This window comes from Pseudomonas sp. Irchel s3a10 (genome assembly GCF_900187525.1).
GTDB classification, from domain to species: domain Bacteria; phylum Pseudomonadota; class Gammaproteobacteria; order Pseudomonadales; family Pseudomonadaceae; genus Aquipseudomonas; species Aquipseudomonas koreensis_G.
In genome coordinates, this window is the sequence record NZ_FYDR01000003.1 from 404,661 (window position 1) to 423,830 (window position 19,170).

Here is a 19,170-nt window from a genome sequence, read left to right on the forward strand (position 1 = left end):
CAGCCAAATCCACTTTGACTTGAATCAGAAACGGCGCGGCCTCCCTGGCCTGCAATGCCCGGTAGAAGAAAGTGAAACCGTGCGCGAAGGCCGATTCAGAGGCCCTGCATCATCTTGCGCACACCGGCCACATGCCGACGGCTGACGATCAGCGCATCACCATTGAGGCCTTTGAGGAACAGCTGAAAATGCCCCAGCGGTGTGCGCTGCAGACGCTCGATGCGGTCGCGGGCGACCAGCGCGTTGCGGTGGATGCGCACGAAACGCTCGCCGAATTCGTCTTCGAGGGCTTTCAGCGGCTCGTCCAGCAGCACTTCGCCGCTTTCATGGCGCAAGGTCACGTATTTGTGATCGGCAATGAAATAGACCACCTGATCCAGCGGGATCAGCTCGATGCCTTTGCGGGTGCGGGCGCTGATGTGACTGCGCGGGCCATTACCGCTTTCGGCGGCGGGACGGGTCAGGGCCGAGAGTTGGGCCCGGTTGGGACGTTCAGCCCGTTTCAGGGCGTCATGCAGATGTTCGGTTCGCACGGGTTTCACCACATAGCCCACGGCGCTGGCCTGCAGGGCTTCCACGGCAAATTCATCGGGGCCGGTGCAAAACACCACGGCCGGTGGCGTTTCGCGCTCGCACAGACGGGCAGCGACCTGCAGGCCATCGAGGCCTGGCATGCGGATATCGAGCAGCACGATATCCGGCTTGTGGCTGTCGATCAGCGCCAACGCCTCTTCGCCATTCGTGGCGCTGGGCTCCAGGACTGTATAACCCTCGAGCTCGCTTACCATTCGGCTTAGGCGCTCGCGAGCCAGTGGTTCGTCATCAACGATCAGGACATTCATATTGCGCTGGATTCCTGCGTGAGTCTCGCACAAGGATAGCGTAGACAGGTGAAGTGACGTCCGTCACCGCGATCCACGCTAAGACTAGCCCGAGCGCCAAAAAGTGCCGTACGTCGGCCAGCAATATTTGCCAGTGTCCGGGTCGTACTGCTCAAAGCCCGCTGTTTCCTGCGTTTTTCACGGGGTATGCCAAAGGACAAATCCACCCACCCCCTCTTCTTATAGTCGGCGTCCGGACCTTTGTGCGATCCGCAGTCGCGCCGACCCTTATGTCCAACTGTAGACGCTTGCCGGCCCGATATTGCTCAATCGAAAAATATCCTTGCGCAAATCCGCTGCAGACGGCGCCGACTATGAATGAGCACATGAGAAAAAAACGTATCGACCGGTGTCAGCGACAGGATTGGCAACCCTGTTATTATCCGCGCCAGCGTTTCACGCCTTCTTTCTTCAAGCCGATACGAGCGAATTCATGAGCACTGACAAGACCAATCAGTCCTGGGGCGGCCGCTTCAGTGAACCCGTCGACGCCTTCGTCGCCCGCTTCACCGCCTCCGTCACCTTCGACCAGCGCCTGTATCGCCACGACATCATGGGCTCGATCGCCCACGCCACCATGCTGGCCAAGGTCGGCGTGCTGACCGATGCCGAGCGCGACAGCATCATCGACGGCCTGAAGACCATTCAGGGCGAAATCGAGGCCGGCCAGTTCGACTGGCGCGTCGACCTCGAAGACGTGCACATGAACATCGAAGCACGCCTGACCGACCGCATCGGTATCACCGGCAAGAAACTGCACACCGGGCGCAGCCGCAACGACCAGGTCGCCACCGACATCCGTCTGTGGCTGCGTGACGAAATCGACCTGATCCTGGCCGAGATCACCCGCCTGCAAAAAGGCCTGCTGGAGCAAGCCGAGCGCGAAGCCGCGAGCATCATGCCCGGCTTCACTCACCTGCAGACCGCACAACCGGTGACCTTCGGGCATCACATGCTGGCGTGGTTCGAAATGCTCAGCCGCGACTACGAGCGTCTGGTCGACTGCCGCAAACGCACCAACCGCATGCCTCTGGGCAGCGCCGCGCTGGCCGGCACCACCTACCCGATCGATCGCGAATACACCGCGCAACTGCTGGGCTTCGACGCCGTGGGCGGCAACTCGCTGGACAACGTTTCCGATCGCGATTTCGCCATCGAATTCTGCTCGGCCGCAAGCATCGCGATGATGCACCTGTCGCGCTTCTCCGAAGAGCTGGTGCTGTGGACCAGCGCGCAGTTCCAGTTCATCGATCTGCCGGATCGGTTCTGCACCGGCAGCTCGATCATGCCGCAAAAGAAAAACCCGGACGTGCCGGAGCTGGTACGCGGCAAGACCGGCCGCGTGTTCGGCGCACTGATGGGCCTGCTGACCCTGATGAAAGGTCAGCCTCTGGCCTATAACAAAGACAACCAGGAAGACAAGGAACCGCTATTCGACGCCGCCGACACCCTGCGCGATTCGCTGCGGGCGTTTGCCGACATGATCCCGGCGATCAAACCGAAACACGCGATCATGCGTGAAGCGGCCCTGCGTGGTTTCTCCACCGCGACCGATCTGGCGGACTACCTGGTGCGCCGTGGCCTGCCGTTCCGTGACTGCCACGAAATCGTCGGTCACGCGGTGAAATATGGCGTAGACACTGGCAAGGATCTGGCCGAGATGAGCCTGGAGGAACTGCGTCAGTTCAGCGACCAGATCGAGCAGGACGTGTTCGCCGTGCTGACCCTGGAAGGCTCGGTGAATGCCCGTGACCATATCGGCGGGACTGCGCCGGCGCAGGTCAAGGCAGCCGTGGTTCGCGGTCAGGCCCTCATCGCCAGCCGCTAAAGCTCAAAAGCTTCGCGAGCAAGCCCGCTCCCACATTTGGATTGATGTTGAACACAACATTGTGTGACCAACAGAAATTTCCTGTGGGAGCGGGCTTGCTCGCGAATGCGGCCTTCAGAACGCCAAAAAATTCACTTCTTGGCAGCGATCATCGCCAAAAACGCCGGCATCGCTAACTCTTTGTCCGCCGCAATCTTCTGCACATGCGGATTCTGCTCAAGTCGCTCCAGCAGCGCCTTGGCCTTCGGCATCTCTGCCAGCAAATCGATCCCGAACAACTTCTGCCCGACCGCACAGGCCAGCGGCACGCTGTAGAGGAAGTACAAATCCGCGATGCTCAAGCTGTCGCCCGCCACGTACGGGGCGAATTTGCCGTGTCGACCCAGCGCCGCGAACCCCAACAGCAGCTCGGCTTTGGTTTTCTCCTTGATCGCCTCCGGCACCGGTGAGCCGAAGAACGCCTCGCCATAGCAGGCACGGCCCGGCAGTTCGATGTACAGCTCGATTTCCTTGGCAATCGCCAACACCTGCGCGCGCTCGAACGGATCGCTCGGCAGCAGCGGCGTGCCCTTCTGAGTCTGTTCGAGGTATTCGAGGATGATCGCGGTTTCGTTGATGAAACCGGCGTCTACGCCGAGCACCGGGACCTTGCCGCGCGGGCTGATGGCCAGAGATTCCGGTGTCTGCGCCGGATAGAACGTGACCTCTTCGAACGGCAGGCCTTTTTCCAGCAGCGCCAGTTTGACCATGTTGTAGTAGTTGCTGACTGAGAATCCGTAGAGCTTGAACATCACATAGCCTCCAGGCCGTGCGGGGTGGGCAGTCACTGTTTATAGATCGCCCGCCACGATCCTGCCAGCAGCATCACCCCGCTGAATGCGGGTAAACTGGCGCCTTTCCTTGAGGAGCCTGCCATGAGCGAGCCGACAAATATCGACAACGACGAAGAAGAGTTCACCGAGGCGACGTTGATCGAAGCCATCGAGAACCAGATCGAAAGCGACAACCCGCCAGCGGCCAAAGCGACGTTCAACAAGTTGACCCTGGTGGGCACTCCGCGCGAAGAGATACTCAATCTGATGGCGCATGTGCTGGCTTACGAGATTGACGCGATGCTCGATGAAGACCGCCCGTTCGATACCGAGTGGTATGAAACCGCACTGCGTGCACTGCCCGAGTTACCACCCGAAAAGCAGTAAACCCCAACCCTGTAGGAGTGAGCCTGCTCGCGATTGCGTTCTTTCAGCAAAAAATCAGCTGACTGACACGACGCAATCGCGAGCAGGCTCACTCCTACAATGTTTGTAACGTATCCATCCAGCCTCCTCTTCCACCCGGGCTACACTGGAATCCGCCTCAAGACAAAATCCCTGATCTGAGCACTGGACATGCCGCAAAAGCGGGTTCACCTTAGGGACGCTGTCGTCCAATTCCTAGAAAGTCTGGAGTCCTTATGTCGCTTACCCCTGAGTTGGTTGCCGAACTGGAAGTCCTCGCACTCTTTCCCCTGGACAGTTCCCAGGAAGGTTTGAAAATTCATCAGACCGCTGCCCCTAAACACATTGCCGCTGCCAAACGCCTCTTCGAAAAAGAACTCACCGACCAGCCAGATGGCGGGTATCTGACCAGCCTCGGTCGCGATGCTGCACAAAATGTGCAGACCGTGCTGACCATTCTGAAAGAGCAAGAAACCGCCTGATTTTTCCCGTCCTTGCCCACGGGAACTCCTGCCACGGGATTTCCGCGGGCCCGCCTGATCGCCCCCCGCTAAAAATCTGACGTCAAAAAACAAATTCAGCTTAAAAGTCCCGCTGCGCAAAGGCTAAACTGCCTCCCATTCCGAGACCCTCTTCGTCCGAGCCTGCGAGCCGGTTTGAGCTGACATGACGCGCACCCATGAAATCCGCCCCGATCTGGACGAAGGCATCGACCGCAAGGTGCTCAGCCAGTTGCGCGCGCGCTTTCTCAAACTCAATGAAGGTCGCCTCGGGCGTGCCCTTGAAGGGTTGTCGACACGCCAGCAAAGCGTACTGACCCTGCTGCCGCTGTTCTTCCACGTCAATCACCCGCTGTTGCCGGGTTATGTTTCCGGCAGCACGCCAGCCGGGCTGTCCAACTATGAACCGGACGCCACCGCCCTCGCCGAAGCACAGCGCCTGACTCGCTCGTTTTCCTACAAGCCGCGCCACGGCAGCAACCCGCCACGACCGATTCACGGTTTGTTCCTGATGGGCAGCCTCGGCACCCTGGCCCAGGCCGATCAGAGCGACATGGATGTGTGGGTCTGCCATGCGCCGGACCTGAGCGACAACGAACTCGCCGAGCTGCGCAAAAAATGCCAGCTCCTCGAAACCTGGGCCGCGACCCAAGGCGCCGAGGCGCATTTCTTTCTGATCGACCCGGTGCGCTTCGTCAAAGGCGAACGCGACACCCAGCTCAGCTCCGAAAACTGCGGCAGCACGCAGCACTATCTGCTGCTGGACGAGTTTTATCGCACGGCAATCTGGCTGGCCGGGCGCACGCCGATCTGGTGGCTGGTGCCGGTCTACGAAGAAAGCGCTTACGACCTGTATACCCACACTCTGCTGTCAAAGCGCTTCATTCGCGCCGACGAAACTCTCGACCTTGGCCACTTGGCAACGATTCCGCCGGGCGAGTTCATCGGCGCCGGCCTGTGGCAGTTGTTCAAGGGCATCGAGTCGCCCTACAAGTCGGTGCTCAAGCTGTTGCTGACCGAGGTCTACGCCAGCGAACACCCGAACGTGCAGTGTCTGAGCCTGCGCTACAAGCGGGCCGTGTTCGCCAATCAGCTGGATCTGGATGAGCTGGATCCGTACATGGTGGTGTACCGACGCATCGAGGAATACCTCAGCGCCCGCAACGAACCGGAGCGTCTGGAGCTGGTGCGACGCGCGCTGTACCTCAAGGTCAACCGCAAGCTCACCGGCAACAGCCGCACCCAGAGCTGGCAGCGCTCGCTGCTGGAACGCCTGGCGCACGAATGGCATTGGGATCAGCGGCAACTGGCCTTGCTCGACAGCCGCAGCCAGTGGAAAGTCCGCCAGGTCAGCGCCGAACGCCGCGCCCTGGTCAATGAGCTGAATTACAGCTACCGCTTCCTGACCCAATTCGCCCGCACCGAACAGACCGTCAGCCTGATCAACAAGCGCGACCTGAACGTACTCGGTCGTCGCCTGTACGCCGCGTTCGAGCGCAAGGCCGACAAGGTCGAATTCATCAATCCCGGCATCGCCCCGGATCTGGCCGAAGACACCCTGACGCTGGTGCAATCGCCGAATAAAAAAGAGCCTGGGCAAACCCAGTGGGGTCTGTACAACGGCAGCCTGAACGCCCTGGAATGGGAGCACTTCGCGCCGATCAAGCGCAGCCGCGAGTTGCTCGAATTGCTGACTTGGTGCCACCGCAACGGTGTGATCGACAGCAGCACCCGACTGGCGCTGCACCCCGGCACCAGCGACATGAGCGAGTTCGAGTTGTTCAACCTGCTCGGCAGCCTGCAGCAGTGCATCGCCCTGCCCCTGCCGACCGTCGCCGAAGAACCACTGCTGCGCGCTGCGGTGCCGAGCGAAGTGCTGATGCTGGTCAACGTCGGTGTCGATCCGCTCAAGCACCACCGCGACCTGAACATCCTGATGACCACCGAGCGTACTGACTCGCTGAGTTACGCCGGGGTGCGCGAAAACCTCGTACTGACCCTCGATCAGGTCACGCTCAACAGCTGGAACGAAGTGCTGGTCAACCGCTTCGATGGCCCCCACGCACTGCTCGATTGCCTGCGCGACTATCTCAACAACCTGCCGCGCGGCCCGCAGCAGCCGTCATTGAAAGTGCGCTGCTTCTGCCACAACCGCGCGCAGTTCATTGCCCGCCGCGTCGAAGAAATCATCGACACCGCGCAGACCCTGCTGCTCAGCGAGCTCAATCACCGCTACCTGATTCAGGTGCAACAGCACTATCACGTGCTGGAACTGGTGCCGGGCCAAGTCAACCATGTCGCCCTCGCCACCCTGCCGGCGCTGCTCGATTATCTGGGCGAAGAACAGCCGCGCTACAGCCCGCTGCACCTGGACCCGATGGCGCTGGAGGATCACGACCTCGCGCTGATCCTGCCGATGGGTCAGCCGGAATCGATTCAGGTGTTCTACCGGATCAGCGAACAACAGGCCGAACTGTACGTGCTGGATGAGTTCAACGCGTTGTGGCAACAGCATTTGCCGTACCACGATGAACAGAGCCTGCTGGTGCCGCTGCAGCGCTTCCTGCAATCGATCCAGTATCGGCGTGATGCGCTGTTGCCGATGGATGGCAGCCCGGCGGTCGGCCTCGAAACCTTGTATTACCAGCTATTGCCTTCCGGCCCCGGGCGCGCGCGCCGGGTCGAAGCACGACCGGCGCCGCAGACACCGGTCAACAAACCGTTCTACGACGTGCAGGCGATCGTCGGCAAAGCCGCACCGGGCGAGGTGCAAGTCACCTTGTATTGCAATCAACGGGAATTCAGCGAGCTGGAACATGGCGACCAACTGTTTCGCGTGGTCGCCCGGGAGATCGTCGAACAGCGCCGCGAGACCGAGCGCTATCGCTGCTACATCACCGACCTGGACCTCTCGGGCCTGCTCGGTGATGGTCAGAGTTCAAGCAATTTGTATCTGCGCTACAAGGCCGACCTGGAGCGCGCCCTGAACGAGGCGCTCGAACAGGTCTGAGGCGGGGTCACTCGCGGAATTCACCGCCGTTGGCCGGCTGTGATTCGACTTCCAGCAAGGTCAGTTTCAGGGTCTTGCCACCCGGAGCCGGCCAGTCAATGTGCTGACCAACCTTCAGGCCCAGCAACGCGCTGCCGACCGGCGCGAGGATCGAGATCTTGCCTTCGTCGGCATTGGCATCCTTGGGATAGACCAGCGTCAGGTGATAGTCCTTGCCACTGCCTTCTTCGCGGCAGTGCACGCGGGAATTCATCGTCACGACATCAGCGGGCACTTCATCGTGGCCGACCAGTGTATCGGCGCGGTCCAGTTCGGTTTGCAGCGCGATCACGCCCGGCGCAGCCTGGTCTTTCTCATTCAGGTTGTCGATCAAGCGCTCCAGACGTTGTACGTCCAGACGGGTAAGGGTGATGGAAGGTGCGGTCATGATCCGGGCAGACTCCTTTCTTCTGCACACAAAAAAAGCAAAACCCCGCCAAAAAAGACGGGGTTTTCACCAGGCCTCGATGGGTTGAGGCGTGTTCGGACACTATCACAGCTCAAAAAATATACAAGTCACCGCCCGGCAACCCCCACTCAGCCCTGAGGGAAACTTTGTGGTGAGGGGATTTATCTCCGATAGACTGCGCAGCAGTCTCAAAGCCTGGGGCCGCTGCGCAACCCATCGGGGATAAATCCCCTCGCTACAGGGCCGAGTCAGGCCTGAGTTCGGCGTTGTCGGGCTTGGCTGACGATCACCCGCCGCCGCTCATCATCGGCCGAACGCCATTCGCGAATATCCTCGACATGGCGGAAGCAGCCGAGGCAAACCTTCTGCTCATCCAGCCGGCACACCCCGCTGCACGGCGACGGCACCGCCGGACTGACGTTGCTGTAGAGCGGCTTCGGAGGCCGGACGGGAGCGGTATCAGTCACGAAATCACAGACCTTCGAAGTCGAATTCGACGCCGGCCTGCTGCTTGACGATGCGTTCGAGCATTTCGCCCAGTTGCTCTTCGCTCTTGTCGCACATCCAGCGTTCGCTCTCTTCGTCGTAGTCGAAGTGGAAACCACCGGACACCGCCGCCAGCCACAGCTGGCGCAGGGGTTCCTGACGACTGAAGATCAGTTGCGAGCCGTTTTCGAACTTGACGGTCAAGACACCTGCCGAGCTTTCCAGGTCGATATCCAGGTCACTTTCATCAAAGATGTCTTCCAGTTTTTCCTGGGTTTCATCGACCAGATCATGGAAACGCGCTTCGGACAAACTCATTGTGGCAACCTCAAAAAATGTTCTGATCAGGCTCAAGCGCCGCAAGATACGGACGCTGCCGGCCGATTGCAAAGATTAACGACCAAGCACCTGCCCCACTCCCGACACCAAACCCTGTAGGAGTGAGCCTGCTCGCGAATGGTTGGCACATTCAACATTATTGCTGGCGGATACATCACAATCGCGAGCAGGCTCACTCCTACAAGAGATTGCGGCAATCCGGGCCGCCTTGAACAAGCCCCGCCGGACGGGGCCCCCCTCGCATAGGCAAGCTGCCGGGTGGCCGGTATACTCCGGCGCAATTAACGCATTTTCAAGGATTTCGCCATGAAGCGCCTGATCTCTTCCCTTGCTGCGCTCGTCGCGGTTGCCTGCCTCGTTTCGGCCTGTGGTCAAAAAGGCCCGCTGTACCTGCCGGATGACGATCAGGACCCGGCCGAGCAAGCCCAGTCTTCGCAGAAGCAGCCGTCCAAAGCACACAAGCACGACGTTTACCAATAAGGGATCGCCATGGACGCTTTTAACTACCGTGGCGGGGAGCTGTTCGCGGAAGGTGTGGCGCTGTCCGCCATCGCCGACCGCTTCGGCACGCCCACCTATGTCTACTCGCGTGCGCACATCGAAGCTCAATATCTGGCGTACGCCGACGCGCTGGCCGGCATGCCGCACCTGGTCTGCTACGCAGTCAAGGCCAACTCCAACCTTGGCGTGCTGAATGTCCTGGCCCGTCTCGGCGCCGGTTTCGACATCGTTTCCCGTGGCGAGCTGGAGCGTGTACTCGCCGCTGGCGGCAGCGCCGACAAGATCGTGTTCTCCGGTGTCGGCAAGACCCGTGACGACATGCGTCGCGCGCTGGAAGTCGGCGTGCACTGCTTCAACGTCGAATCCACCGACGAGCTCGAGCGCCTGCAAGTCGTGGCTGCCGAGCTGGGTGTTCGCGCCCCGGTCTCGCTGCGCGTGAACCCGGACGTCGACGCCGGCACCCACCCGTACATTTCCACCGGTCTCAAAGAGAACAAGTTCGGAATCGCCATTGCCGACGCCGAAGACGTGTACATGCGTGCCGCGCACCTGCCGAACCTGGAAGTGATCGGTGTCGATTGCCACATCGGCTCGCAACTGACCACTTTGCCGCCGTTCCTCGATGCCCTCGACCGTCTGCTGGATCTGGTCGACCGCCTCGGCGATTGCGGCATCCACCTGCGCCACATCGATCTCGGTGGTGGCCTGGGCGTGCGGTATCGCAATGAAGAGCCGCCACTGGCCGGCGACTACATCAAGGCTGTGCGCGAGCGTCTGAACGGCCGTGACCTGGCGCTGGTGTTCGAACCGGGCCGCTTCATCGTCGCCAACGCCGGCGTGTTGCTGACCCAGGTCGAGTACCTCAAGCACACCGAACACAAGGATTTCGCCATCGTCGACGCGGCGATGAACGACCTGATCCGCCCGGCGCTGTATCAGGCCTGGATGGACATCACTGCGGTCAAACCGCGTGACTCCGCTGCGCGCAAATACGACATCGTCGGCCCGATCTGCGAAACCGGCGATTTCCTCGCCAAGGATCGTGAGCTGGCGCTGGAAGAAGGCGACCTGCTGGCCGTGCATTCGGCCGGTGCCTACGGCTTCGTGATGAGTTCCAACTACAACACCCGTGGCCGTGCCGCTGAAGTGTTGGTAGACGGTGATCAGGTTTTTGAAGTGCGCCGCCGCGAAACCGTGGCCGAGCTGTTTGCCGGCGAAAGCCTGCTGCCGGAGTAACCCATGCTGCTGCGTTTTACCAAAATGCACGGCCTGGGCAATGACTTCATGGTTCTCGACCTGGTCAGCCAGCACGCGCATATTCAGCCCAAGCACGCCAAGCAATGGGGCGACCGGCACACCGGTATCGGTTTCGACCAATTGCTGATCGTCGAAGCGCCGAGCAACCCGGACGTGGATTTCCGTTACCGGATCTTCAACTCCGATGGCTCGGAAGTGGAACAGTGCGGCAACGGTGCACGCTGCTTCGCGCGCTTCGTGCTCGACAAACGTCTGACGGCCAAGCGGCAGATTCGCGTCGAGACCAAGGGCGGCATCATCGAGCTGGACGTGCGTAACGACGGCCAGATCGGGGTGAACATGGGCGCGCCGCGCCTGGTGCCGGCGGACATTCCGTTCGACGCGCCAGCGCAGGCTTCCAGCTATCAACTGGAGGTCGACGGCACTACGGTCGAACTGGCCGCCGTGTCGATGGGCAACCCGCACGCCGTATTGCGCGTGCAGGACATCAACAGTGCACCGGTGCATGAACTGGGGCCGAAAATCGAACACCACCCGCGCTTCCCGGCGCGGGTCAATGTCGGTTTCATTCAGGTCATCGATCGCAACCGCGCGCAGTTGCGCGTCTGGGAACGCGGCGCCGGGGAGACTCAGGCCTGCGGTACCGGCGCTTGTGCCGCTGCAGTTGCGGCCATCAGCCAGGGGTGGATGGATTCGCCGCTGTTGATCGACCTGCCCGGCGGGCGTCTGTCCATTGAATGGGCAGGCCCTGGCCATCCGGTGCTGATGACCGGCCCGGCAGTGCGTGTATACGAAGGACAAGTGCGTCTTTGAGTGAGCAGAAGCCATGACCGATAAGCCTCAGGTACCCGCCCGACAGTCCGACGAATCAGCGTCCGAGAACCTGGAGGCGGCAGCGGTTGCCGCATACCTGGAGGCTCATCCGGACTTCTTCGTCGAGCACGAAGAACTGCTGCCTGCCATGCGCATTCCCCACCAGCGCGGTGACACCGTTTCGCTGGTCGAACGGCAGATGAGCATCCTGCGCGACCGCAACATCGAGATGCGCCATCGCCTCTCGCAGTTGATGGACGTCGCCCGCGACAACGATCGCCTTTTCGACAAGACCCGCCGCCTGATCCTGTCCCTGATGGACGCCGCCAGCCTGGAAGACGTGGTGATCAGCGTCGAAGACAGCCTGCGCCAGGATTTTCAGGTGCCTTTTGTCAGCCTGATCCTGCTCGGCGACAACCCGGCACCGGTGGGTCGCTGGGTCACTCACGCCGACGCGCAAACCGCGATCGGCGGTCTGCTCACCGAAGGCAAGAGCGTCAGCGGCACTCTGCGGGAACATGAGCTGGACTTCCTGTTCGGCGAAGAACAGCGCAAGCAGATCGGCTCGACGGCGGTGGTTGCGGTCAGTCATCAAGGCATCCACGGCATTCTGGCAATCGCCAGCCGTGATCCGCAGCACTACAAGAGCTCGGTCGGCACGCTGTTCCTCAGCTACATCGCCGAAGTCATGGGCCGCGTGCTGCCACGGGTCAACAGCTCCCTGCGCTCGGTACGCTGAGCATGGAACGACAACTGGACGCTTACTGCGAACACCTGCGCAGTGAGCGACAGGTGTCGCCGCACACACTGTCGGCCTACCGCCGCGACCTCGATAAAGTCCTCGGCTGGTGCCTCAAGCAGAACATCGGCAGTTGGGCGGCGCTGGATATTCAGCGCCTGCGCAGCCTGATCGCCCGCCTGCATGCTCAGGGCCAGTCCTCACGCAGTCTCGCCCGATTGCTTTCGGCGGTGCGCGGGCTCTATCACTATCTGAATCGCGAAGGCCTGTGCGACCACGACCCTGCGACCGGTCTGGCGCCACCGAAAGGCGAACGGCGCCTGCCGAAAACCCTCGACACCGACCGTGCGTTGCAACTGCTGGAAGGTGCGGTCGAGGACGATTTTCTCGCCCGCCGTGATCAGGCGATTCTCGAACTGTTCTACTCCTCGGGCCTGCGTTTGTCCGAGCTGACCGGGCTCAATCTCGATCAGCTGGATCTGGCGGACGGCATGGTTCAGGTGCTCGGCAAGGGCAGCAAGACCCGCCTGCTGCCGGTCGGCAAAAAGGCGCGCGAAGCACTGGAGCAATGGCTGCCGCTGCGGGCCATGACCAACCCGGCCGACGACGCCGTGTTCGTCAGCCAGCAAGGTCGGCGCCTCGGCCCACGGGCGATTCAGGTGCGAGTGAAACTGGCCGGCGAACGCGAACTGGGGCAGAACCTGCACCCGCACATGCTGCGGCACTCCTTCGCCAGCCACTTGCTGGAATCCTCGCAGGACCTGCGCGCGGTGCAGGAACTGCTCGGCCACTCGGACATCAAGACCACGCAGATCTACACCCACCTGGACTTCCAGCACCTGGCGGCGGTCTACGACAGCGCCCACCCACGGGCCAAACGCAGCAAAGGCGACGATTCATGAACATCCAGTTGATCACCTTCGACCTCGACGACACCCTGTGGGACACCGCCCCGGTGATCGTCAGTGCCGAAGCGGTATTGCGCGAATGGCTGAGCGAACACGCACCGAACCTGGGCGCAGTGCCGGTGGAGCATTTGTGGGGGATTCGTGAGCGGGTACTGGCCAGCGAACCGGGCCTCAAGCACCGCATCAGTGCGTTGCGCAGGCGCGTGCTGTTCCACGCGCTGGAAGAAGCCGGGTACGCCCACGGCGAAGCTGCGGATCTGGCCGACAAAAGCTTTGAAGTATTCCTGCATGCGCGGCATCAGATCGAGGTGTTCCCGGAGGTCGAACCGACCCTGGAAATCCTTGCCAACCATTACGCCCTCGGCGTGGTCACCAACGGCAACGCCGACGTGCGTCGGCTGGGCCTGGCGGACTACTTCAAGTTTGCGCTGTGCGCCGAAGATATCGGCATCGCCAAACCGGATGCGCGACTGTTCCACGAAGCGTTGCAACGCGGTGGTGTGAGTGCGGAAGCGGCCGTGCACATTGGCGATCATCCCGGCGATGACATTGCCGGGGCGCAACAAGCGGGCATGCGCGCGGTCTGGTTCAACCCGGCGGGCAAGGTCTGGGAAGCGGAGCGACTGCCGGATGCTGAAATCCGTAGCCTGACCGACTTGCCAGCGGTGCTCGCAAGCTGGAATGCCCTCGCCACCTGACGTAACCCCCTGTGGGAGCGGGCTTGCTCGCGAAGAGGCCGTGTCAGTCGACATACAATTTGAATGACACACCGCCTTCGCGAGCAAGCCCGCTCCCACAGGGGATTGTGTGTATTCATGATCTTCTTATTCCAGACATGAAAAAGCCCGCAGCGACGGCGGGCTTCTTCAGCAAGCAAGCGGCACGCCTCAGATAGGGCGGCTGCCATACTTGTTGTCCGGCTTCTTGGGCGGATCGGCGACCACGTTGGCCTCCACTTCCTGCACCTTGCCGCCGCGCGCAAGGAATTCTTCCATAGCCTTGGCCAGGGCGTCGCGCTCCTTGTTCTTGGCTTCGATGCTCGGCAACTCGTCTACCGACACCGCAGCCTTGGCTTTGCCTTTGGCAGCCGGGGCCGGCGTATCGTCACCGCCATCGTCTTCAGCAACGTCGTCCGCTGCTGTTTCCAGGCCTTCCTCGGCCTCGTCTTCGTCGCCTACTTCGAGGTCGTCGTTTTCCAGATCATCGTCGCTCATGTTCTACCTCATGACTTGCGAAAAGCAGATTAGTTATAGACCAGCTTTGGCGACTGTCGAAAGCCGCCGGAAAAAAATCGGTAACCATTGGTGACCAACGGTTTACGCCCCTTCACCGTGCAAGGTGGCGAGGACTTTACGGGCACCGCCATGATCACGGTGCTCGCCCAGATAAACACCTTGCCAGGTGCCCAGTACCAGTCGCCCTGCCGAAACCGGCAGACTGATCTGGCAGCCAAGTACGCTGGCCTTGAAGTGCGCCGGGAGGTCGTCCAGGCCTTCGTCGTTATGCTCATAGCCGTCTGTTCCTTGTGGGATCAGACGATTGAAAAATCGTTCGAAGTCGCGACGAACCGCCGGATCGGCGTTCTCGTTGATGGTCAACGACGCCGAGGTATGCTGCAGCCACAAATGCAACAGACCGACCCGGCACGCCTTGAGTTCAGGCAGGCCGGCGAGTAACTCGTCCGTTACCAGATGAAAGCCCCGGGGCCGTGCCCGCAGGGTTATCAGAGTCTGTTGCCACATACAGTTCTCCGCACGTTCGGGGCGCATTCTAGCGCGCTCTGGGAAAAAACAAAGGCCCTAATATTCCTGCAATGATGTAAGCGATTGGCCGCAGAAAAATGCCCGTCGTAAACACGACCAAAGCCGTACGAAAAATCCTTTCAGCCTTCCTTTCAATGACAAATTCCAGGCAAAAAAATGCCCGGCGAACCGGGCAAGTTTTTAATGCGCGTACTTACAGGTTGTAGCCGCGTTCGTTGTGTTGTGCCAGATCGAGGCCCACCGACTCTTCTTCCTCGGTTACACGCAGACCCATGACGGCGTCCAGAACCTTGAGGATGATGAAGGTGACGATCGCGGTGTAGATCACCGTGAAGCCAACGCCTTTGACCTGAATCCAGACCTGCGCGCCGATATCGGTAACGGTGCCGAAACCACCCAAAGCAGGTGCAGCGAACACACCGGTGAGGATTGCGCCGAGGATACCGCCGATACCGTGTACGCCAAATGCGTCGAGGGAATCGTCATAACCGAGTTTGCGTTTCAGGGTGGTGGCGCAGAAGAAGCACACCACGCCCGCCGCCAGACCGATCACCAGTGCGCCCATCGGGCCCACGGTACCGGCAGCCGGAGTGATCGCCACCAGACCGGCAACCACACCCGAGGCAATGCCCAGTGCACTTGGCTTGCCGTGGGTGATCCACTCGGCAAACATCCAGCCCAGTGCAGCCGCAGCGGTAGCAATCTGAGTGACCAGCATCGCCATACCGGCGGTGCCATTGGCCGCAGCAGCGGAACCGGCGTTGAATCCGAACCAGCCGACCCACAGCATCGCCGCGCCCATCAGGGTGTAACCAAGATTGTGCGGAGCCATCGGGGTGGTCGGGAAGCCTTTGCGCTTGCCCAATACCAGGCAGGCAATCAGACCGGCCACACCGGCGTTGATGTGCACCACGGTGCCGCCCGCGAAGTCGAGTACGCCCCAGTCCCACATCAGGCCGCCGTTGCCGGACCAGACCATGTGCGCGATCGGTGCATAGACGAGGGTGAACCAGATGCCCATGAAGATCAGCATCGCGGAGAACTTCATCCGCTCGGCGAATGCACCGACGATCAGCGCCGGGGTGATGATCGCGAAGGTCATCTGGAAGGTGATGAACACCGCCTCAGGGAACAGCGCCGCAGGGCCGGTCAGGCTCGAAGGCGTGACACCGGCGAGGAATGCCTTGCCCATGCCGCCGAAGAACGAGTTGAAGTTGACGACGCCCTGCTCCATGCCGGTGGTATCGAACGCAATGCTGTAGCCATAAATGACCCACAGGATGCTGATCAGACCGGTAATGGCGAAGCACTGCATCATCACGGAAAGAATGTTTTTCGAGCGAACCATGCCGCCGTAAAACAGCGCCAGGCCCGGGATGGTCATGAACAGCACGAGGGCTGTCGAGGTGAGCATCCAGGCGGTGTCGCCGGAATTGAGGACCGGGGCCGCCACTTCGTCTGCCGCCATTGCAAGGCCGGGCATTACGATGGACAACAGGGCTCCTAGCCCTGCGAATTTACGCAGAGTCATATTGTTTTCTCCTGGGGCGTTGGGGTTTGTGGCGGCTTAAATCGCGTCGGTATCGGTTTCGCCGGTACGGATGCGGATCGCCTGTTCCAGATTGACCACGAAGATCTTGCCGTCACCGATCTTGCCGGTGTTGGCCGCCTTGGTGATCGCCTCGATCACCCGATCCAGATCCTTGTCGTCGATGGCCACGTCGATTTTCACCTTGGGCAGAAAATCGACCACATATTCCGCGCCGCGATACAGCTCGGTGTGACCCTTCTGCCGGCCGAAGCCTTTGACTTCAGTAACGGTAATGCCCTGCACGCCGATTTCGGACAGCGACTCGCGCACGTCGTCCAACTTGAACGGCTTGATGATGGCAGTGACTAGCTTCATGAAACTCTCTCCCGAATTGGTGGACTTGCCCCAGGAAAACAAACCCGACTCAAGTCTAAGCGCAGTGCCTGGCTTTGTAACGCATCGTCGGCCTTACCTGCCCGACTGACGCCAGCTAACCGCTGCCGACGAAACTCCCCGTCCCGCCTGCCGCACTGCATTCGTCACAGCGACTGCATCAGTGCATGGGTCACTACCGACTAAGCAGAAAGCTTGCCATCTCGCCAAATTCCACTGATTTCAATCCCTTGGCCGCTGCCACAGGCGTTTGCCCGAAAAACGCCCGACGGTTACGCACAACAACGGTGCGCTGCCGTCCGTCCGCCTGCGCGAAAAGCGTGCATCCCTCCCTGCGAGATTGACTATAGACACTGCGTGATACACTGCCGGCCATTGTTTACAGGACACTTCCCATGCTCGCGCCCAAAGACTTCCTCGACGCCCTGAGCGGCACCGCCTCCCGCCTGTTCAGCGGCGACACCCCGCTGCCGAAAGCCGAAATCGAAAGCCAGTTCAAGATGCTGCTGCAGAGTGCGTTCAGCAAACTCGATCTGGTGAGCCGTGAAGAGTTTGATAGTCAGATGGTCGTGCTGGCCCGCACCCGCGCTCGCCTCGAAAGCCTTGAGGCGAAAGTCGCAGAGCTGGAAGCCAAGCTGACGCCGCCGGCCGAGTAACACCGCCCCCCCTGTAGGAGCTGCCGAAGGCTGCGATCTTTTGATCTTCAGCCCTTCAATCATCTCGGCAACGTCCTACAACCTGAATGACCGCCGTCCGATTGCGCCGAAAAGCCCAGGTTTCTAAGCTCACCCGATGCTGAATGTTCAGCACCGGGTTTGGCGACCTGGAAAGCTTAAGGCGCACGACTACCATCTGATGGCGGCTAGATGTACCGCCTCATCGAGTTATGGCGGTTGTGCGTGGGAGATCTTCGGGTCTGCCGGGTTCCTTTTGCTCCGGTTCGCCAACCCGCGTACAACTGCCTCCCGATCGTTTGGCGACGATCGAGGGCAGCCCTAAAGCAAGAGGAGCTGTTCGATGAATCAAGATGACACTTACCTAACGCCTCACATCTTCACCCGCCACAAACTCCCCCTCCACGCCCTCCTCATCCAGAACCAACCCTGGTTCTGCGCCCGAGACCTGAGCCGCCTGCTGCACATCTACCTAAACGAACGCATGCTGCGAAAACTCGACCCCGACCAACACCAGACCCGCAAAACCCTGATCCACAACCAAATCGAAAACACCCTGCTGATCAGCGAATCCGGCGTCTACGCCCTCCTCGTCTACCACTACTGCCCCGAATACCGAGCCCTGCGCGAATGGCTTACTCACCAAGTCATCCCGACCCTGCGCGACACCCAACACCCCACCACAAGCGAACGCCCACACCTGAGCCTGCTCAGTTGGCCGGATATGTCGTTGAGCTTGTTGCACTGGAATAACCAGCCGTGGATTCGGTTACAAGATGTGCCGAAGATGATGGTGGAGCGGGAAATGCCGAAGCGCGAGGCGGGGCCATGGTGGAAAAGGGCTTCGCGGGTGCTGCAATCGCTATAAACCCGCATGCCGGAGCTGGGCCCTGCGCAAATCGTAAGTCGATTGGAGATTCATCCAGAACTCTGGCGTAGTGTTGAGATGAGTGGCAAGACTGATTGCCAGATCGGCGCAGATCCTTAGCTGGCATTTCACAAGCTTTTCGATCTCACTTTCGGGCCAGTTCGTGGGCATGGCCAGATCCATGGCGGTCATGCCCAACGGCTCCATGAATTCCTTATTCAGAACCTCGCCCGGATGAATCGGGCGCATACCAGTGCGGTTCATTTCTCGACTCCAGAGGCTGCATTGAGTGGCCAAACTGGAGCATCCGATTCAGGAAAACAAGACCATCAAAACCGTTTTGCCGGCGTCCTACAACTAATAGGGCATAACCCTACGAGAATCAGCGTCTGCGCCTGATTCCGTGAGTTCTTGGCTGTGATTAGGCTGGTGGCTTTCGCCTGCGCTGGTCGATCCTATTCGTCGAGTTCCAGGCGATACACATTGATCGCCAGACACTCTGGTTCTGGATCCCTCTTGTCTGATTTGCTCAAGCTCAAAGAAAACACGCTGGTTCAGCATCCAGATGGTGGTTACATCTTTGGCACGATCCCCGATATGCCAAAATTCGGCTTGCCAGGCGGGAAGATTTATCTGCGGGTAGGTATTCACCGTCGAGCGAATAGTGGTTTTGGCGTAGTGCACATTTGGGAAGCCCATAGTGCCGATTTGCTCAAGCATGGTTGCCAGACTGCCGATGGGGTAGCAGCGATTGTTGCGAAAATGATCGTCCCGGGAGCACAAATCTATTGTGAGTTCAAAGAACAGCGATGTGGAAACAGGGTCGCGGTACTGAGGACATCTATGGGAACACTGATTCTCGAACCACGACACGAGCGCGCCGCAGGATTTGGTTATTTCGTGGTGACTTGGTATCCGCAAAAACGCGCACATGGCACGTTAGTGGGGCAGATACCACGAGTACCATCAAATCAGAAATAAAAAAAGGCGTCCGATGGACGCCTTTTAAGTATT

23 protein-coding genes and 1 pseudogene are annotated in these 19,170 nt (G+C 60.2%); 13 read left to right on the forward strand and 11 right to left on the reverse strand.

Annotation, left to right across the window (positions count from 1 at the left end; all coding sequences use genetic code 11):
• Positions 1 to 95: 95 nt before the first annotated feature.
• Positions 96 to 842 carry a LytTR family DNA-binding domain-containing protein gene (locus CKW11_RS11830; RefSeq protein ID WP_003229385.1) on the reverse strand — a complete coding sequence of 249 codons (747 nt, stop codon included), beginning with the start codon at positions 840 to 842 and terminating at the stop codon, positions 96 to 98.
• Positions 839 to 979 (reverse strand): annotated as a pseudogene (locus CKW11_RS29110) (sensor histidine kinase); the annotation flags it as partial. The gene CKW11_RS11830 and the pseudogene CKW11_RS29110, both read right to left, overlap by 4 nt.
• 335 nt (positions 980 to 1,314) lie before the next feature.
• Between CKW11_RS29110 and argH the strand changes: the two are divergent.
• A complete protein-coding gene (gene argH, locus CKW11_RS11835; RefSeq protein WP_027610449.1) occupies positions 1,315 to 2,709 on the forward strand; it encodes an argininosuccinate lyase in 1,395 nt (464 codons plus the stop codon).
• Positions 2,710 to 2,840: 131 nt separating this feature from the next.
• On the opposite strand, the gene CKW11_RS11840 is transcribed toward argH, so the two are convergent.
• A complete protein-coding gene (locus CKW11_RS11840; protein ID WP_095137660.1) occupies positions 2,841 to 3,500 on the reverse strand; it encodes a glutathione S-transferase family protein in 660 nt (219 codons plus the stop codon).
• A 123-nt stretch (positions 3,501 to 3,623) separates the two neighbouring features.
• On the opposite strand from CKW11_RS11840, the gene CKW11_RS11845 reads away from it, so the two are divergent.
• The 3 genes from CKW11_RS11845 to CKW11_RS11855 all read left to right on the forward strand — a co-directional run bounded on the left by CKW11_RS11845 (position 3,624) and on the right by CKW11_RS11855 (position 7,436).
• A complete protein-coding gene (locus tag CKW11_RS11845; RefSeq protein ID WP_095137661.1) occupies positions 3,624 to 3,908 on the forward strand; it encodes a hypothetical protein in 285 nt (94 codons plus the stop codon).
• A 254-nt stretch (positions 3,909 to 4,162) separates the two neighbouring features.
• Positions 4,163 to 4,408: a TIGR02647 family protein gene (locus CKW11_RS11850; protein WP_095137662.1), complete on the forward strand. Its 246-nt coding sequence runs from the start codon at positions 4,163 to 4,165 to the stop codon at positions 4,406 to 4,408.
• 184 nt (positions 4,409 to 4,592) lie between these two features.
• Complete coding sequence (locus tag CKW11_RS11855) at positions 4,593 to 7,436, forward strand: class I adenylate cyclase (RefSeq protein ID WP_095137663.1); 2,844 nt, start codon at positions 4,593 to 4,595, stop codon at positions 7,434 to 7,436.
• 7 nt (positions 7,437 to 7,443) lie between these two features.
• Here CKW11_RS11855 and rnk read toward each other — a convergent pair whose 3' ends face one another.
• From rnk to cyaY, 3 genes are all read right to left on the reverse strand, one after another.
• Positions 7,444 to 7,863, reverse strand: coding sequence for a nucleoside diphosphate kinase regulator (gene rnk, locus CKW11_RS11860; RefSeq protein WP_003229397.1), 420 nt, complete (start codon positions 7,861 to 7,863; stop codon positions 7,444 to 7,446).
• 269 nt (positions 7,864 to 8,132) lie between these two features.
• Positions 8,133 to 8,351, reverse strand: a complete 219-nt coding sequence (locus CKW11_RS11865) for a DUF1289 domain-containing protein (RefSeq protein ID WP_095137664.1) — start codon at positions 8,349 to 8,351, stop codon at positions 8,133 to 8,135.
• Between the two features lie 4 nt (positions 8,352 to 8,355).
• Positions 8,356 to 8,688, reverse strand: coding sequence for an iron donor protein CyaY (gene cyaY, locus CKW11_RS11870; RefSeq protein WP_047596732.1), 333 nt, complete (start codon positions 8,686 to 8,688; stop codon positions 8,356 to 8,358).
• 327 nt (positions 8,689 to 9,015) lie between these two features.
• On the opposite strand from cyaY, the gene CKW11_RS11875 reads away from it, so the two are divergent.
• Genes CKW11_RS11875 through CKW11_RS11900 form a run of 6 tightly spaced genes read left to right on the forward strand, consistent with a single transcriptional unit; the run spans position 9,016 to position 13,625 of the window.
• The gene (locus CKW11_RS11875; RefSeq protein ID WP_007911098.1) at positions 9,016 to 9,189 is read left to right on the forward strand and encodes a lipoprotein; all 174 of its coding nucleotides are present in this window, start codon (positions 9,016 to 9,018) and stop codon (positions 9,187 to 9,189) included.
• A gap of 9 nt (positions 9,190 to 9,198) precedes the next feature.
• On the forward strand, positions 9,199 to 10,446 hold the full coding sequence (lysA, locus tag CKW11_RS11880) for a diaminopimelate decarboxylase (RefSeq protein ID WP_095137665.1): 1,248 nt from the start codon (positions 9,199 to 9,201) through the stop codon (positions 10,444 to 10,446).
• Positions 10,447 to 10,449: 3 nt separating this feature from the next.
• Positions 10,450 to 11,280, forward strand: coding sequence for a diaminopimelate epimerase (gene dapF / locus CKW11_RS11885; RefSeq protein ID WP_095137666.1), 831 nt, complete (start codon positions 10,450 to 10,452; stop codon positions 11,278 to 11,280).
• Between the two features lie 13 nt (positions 11,281 to 11,293).
• On the forward strand, positions 11,294 to 12,019 hold the full coding sequence (locus tag CKW11_RS11890; RefSeq protein WP_095137667.1) for a DUF484 family protein: 726 nt from the start codon (positions 11,294 to 11,296) through the stop codon (positions 12,017 to 12,019).
• A 2-nt stretch (positions 12,020 to 12,021) separates the two neighbouring features.
• On the forward strand, positions 12,022 to 12,921 hold the full coding sequence (gene xerC, locus CKW11_RS11895; RefSeq protein ID WP_003229409.1) for a tyrosine recombinase XerC: 900 nt from the start codon (positions 12,022 to 12,024) through the stop codon (positions 12,919 to 12,921).
• Positions 12,918 to 13,625 carry an HAD family hydrolase gene (locus CKW11_RS11900; RefSeq protein WP_095137668.1) on the forward strand — a complete coding sequence of 236 codons (708 nt, stop codon included), beginning with the start codon at positions 12,918 to 12,920 and terminating at the stop codon, positions 13,623 to 13,625. The genes xerC and CKW11_RS11900 overlap by 4 nt, the downstream gene beginning before the upstream one ends.
• Positions 13,626 to 13,814: 189 nt before the next feature.
• Here the strand turns inward: CKW11_RS11900 and sutA are convergent, their stop codons facing one another.
• The 4 genes from sutA to glnK all read right to left on the reverse strand — a co-directional run bounded on the left by sutA (position 13,815) and on the right by glnK (position 16,596).
• A complete protein-coding gene (gene sutA / locus CKW11_RS11905) occupies positions 13,815 to 14,141 on the reverse strand; it encodes a transcriptional regulator SutA (protein ID WP_095137669.1) in 327 nt (108 codons plus the stop codon).
• 102 nt (positions 14,142 to 14,243) lie between these two features.
• Positions 14,244 to 14,669, reverse strand: coding sequence for a secondary thiamine-phosphate synthase enzyme YjbQ (locus CKW11_RS11910; RefSeq protein ID WP_095137670.1), 426 nt, complete (start codon positions 14,667 to 14,669; stop codon positions 14,244 to 14,246).
• Between the two features lie 214 nt (positions 14,670 to 14,883).
• Positions 14,884 to 16,221, reverse strand: a complete 1,338-nt coding sequence (locus tag CKW11_RS11915; RefSeq protein ID WP_095137671.1) for an ammonium transporter — start codon at positions 16,219 to 16,221, stop codon at positions 14,884 to 14,886.
• 36 nt (positions 16,222 to 16,257) lie between these two features.
• Positions 16,258 to 16,596: a P-II family nitrogen regulator gene (gene glnK / locus CKW11_RS11920; protein ID WP_002555808.1), complete on the reverse strand. Its 339-nt coding sequence runs from the start codon at positions 16,594 to 16,596 to the stop codon at positions 16,258 to 16,260.
• 413 nt (positions 16,597 to 17,009) lie between these two features.
• Between glnK and CKW11_RS11925 the strand changes: the two genes are divergently transcribed.
• The gene (locus CKW11_RS11925) at positions 17,010 to 17,270 is read left to right on the forward strand and encodes an accessory factor UbiK family protein (protein ID WP_011336527.1); all 261 of its coding nucleotides are present in this window, start codon (positions 17,010 to 17,012) and stop codon (positions 17,268 to 17,270) included.
• 361 nt (positions 17,271 to 17,631) lie between these two features.
• On the forward strand, positions 17,632 to 18,156 hold the full coding sequence (locus CKW11_RS11930; protein WP_095137672.1) for a Bro-N domain-containing protein: 525 nt from the start codon (positions 17,632 to 17,634) through the stop codon (positions 18,154 to 18,156).
• Here CKW11_RS11930 and CKW11_RS11935 read toward each other — a convergent pair.
• Positions 18,151 to 18,420 (reverse strand): HigA family addiction module antitoxin, encoded by a 270-nt coding sequence (locus CKW11_RS11935; protein ID WP_095137673.1) that lies wholly within the window; start codon positions 18,418 to 18,420, stop codon positions 18,151 to 18,153. The genes CKW11_RS11930 and CKW11_RS11935 overlap by 6 nt on opposite strands.
• Before the next feature lie 252 nt (positions 18,421 to 18,672).
• Between CKW11_RS11935 and CKW11_RS11940 the strand changes: the two genes are divergently transcribed.
• Positions 18,673 to 19,137 (forward strand): hypothetical protein, encoded by a 465-nt coding sequence (locus CKW11_RS11940; protein ID WP_095137674.1) that lies wholly within the window; start codon positions 18,673 to 18,675, stop codon positions 19,135 to 19,137.
• The last annotated feature ends 33 nt before the right edge of the window (positions 19,138 to 19,170 follow it).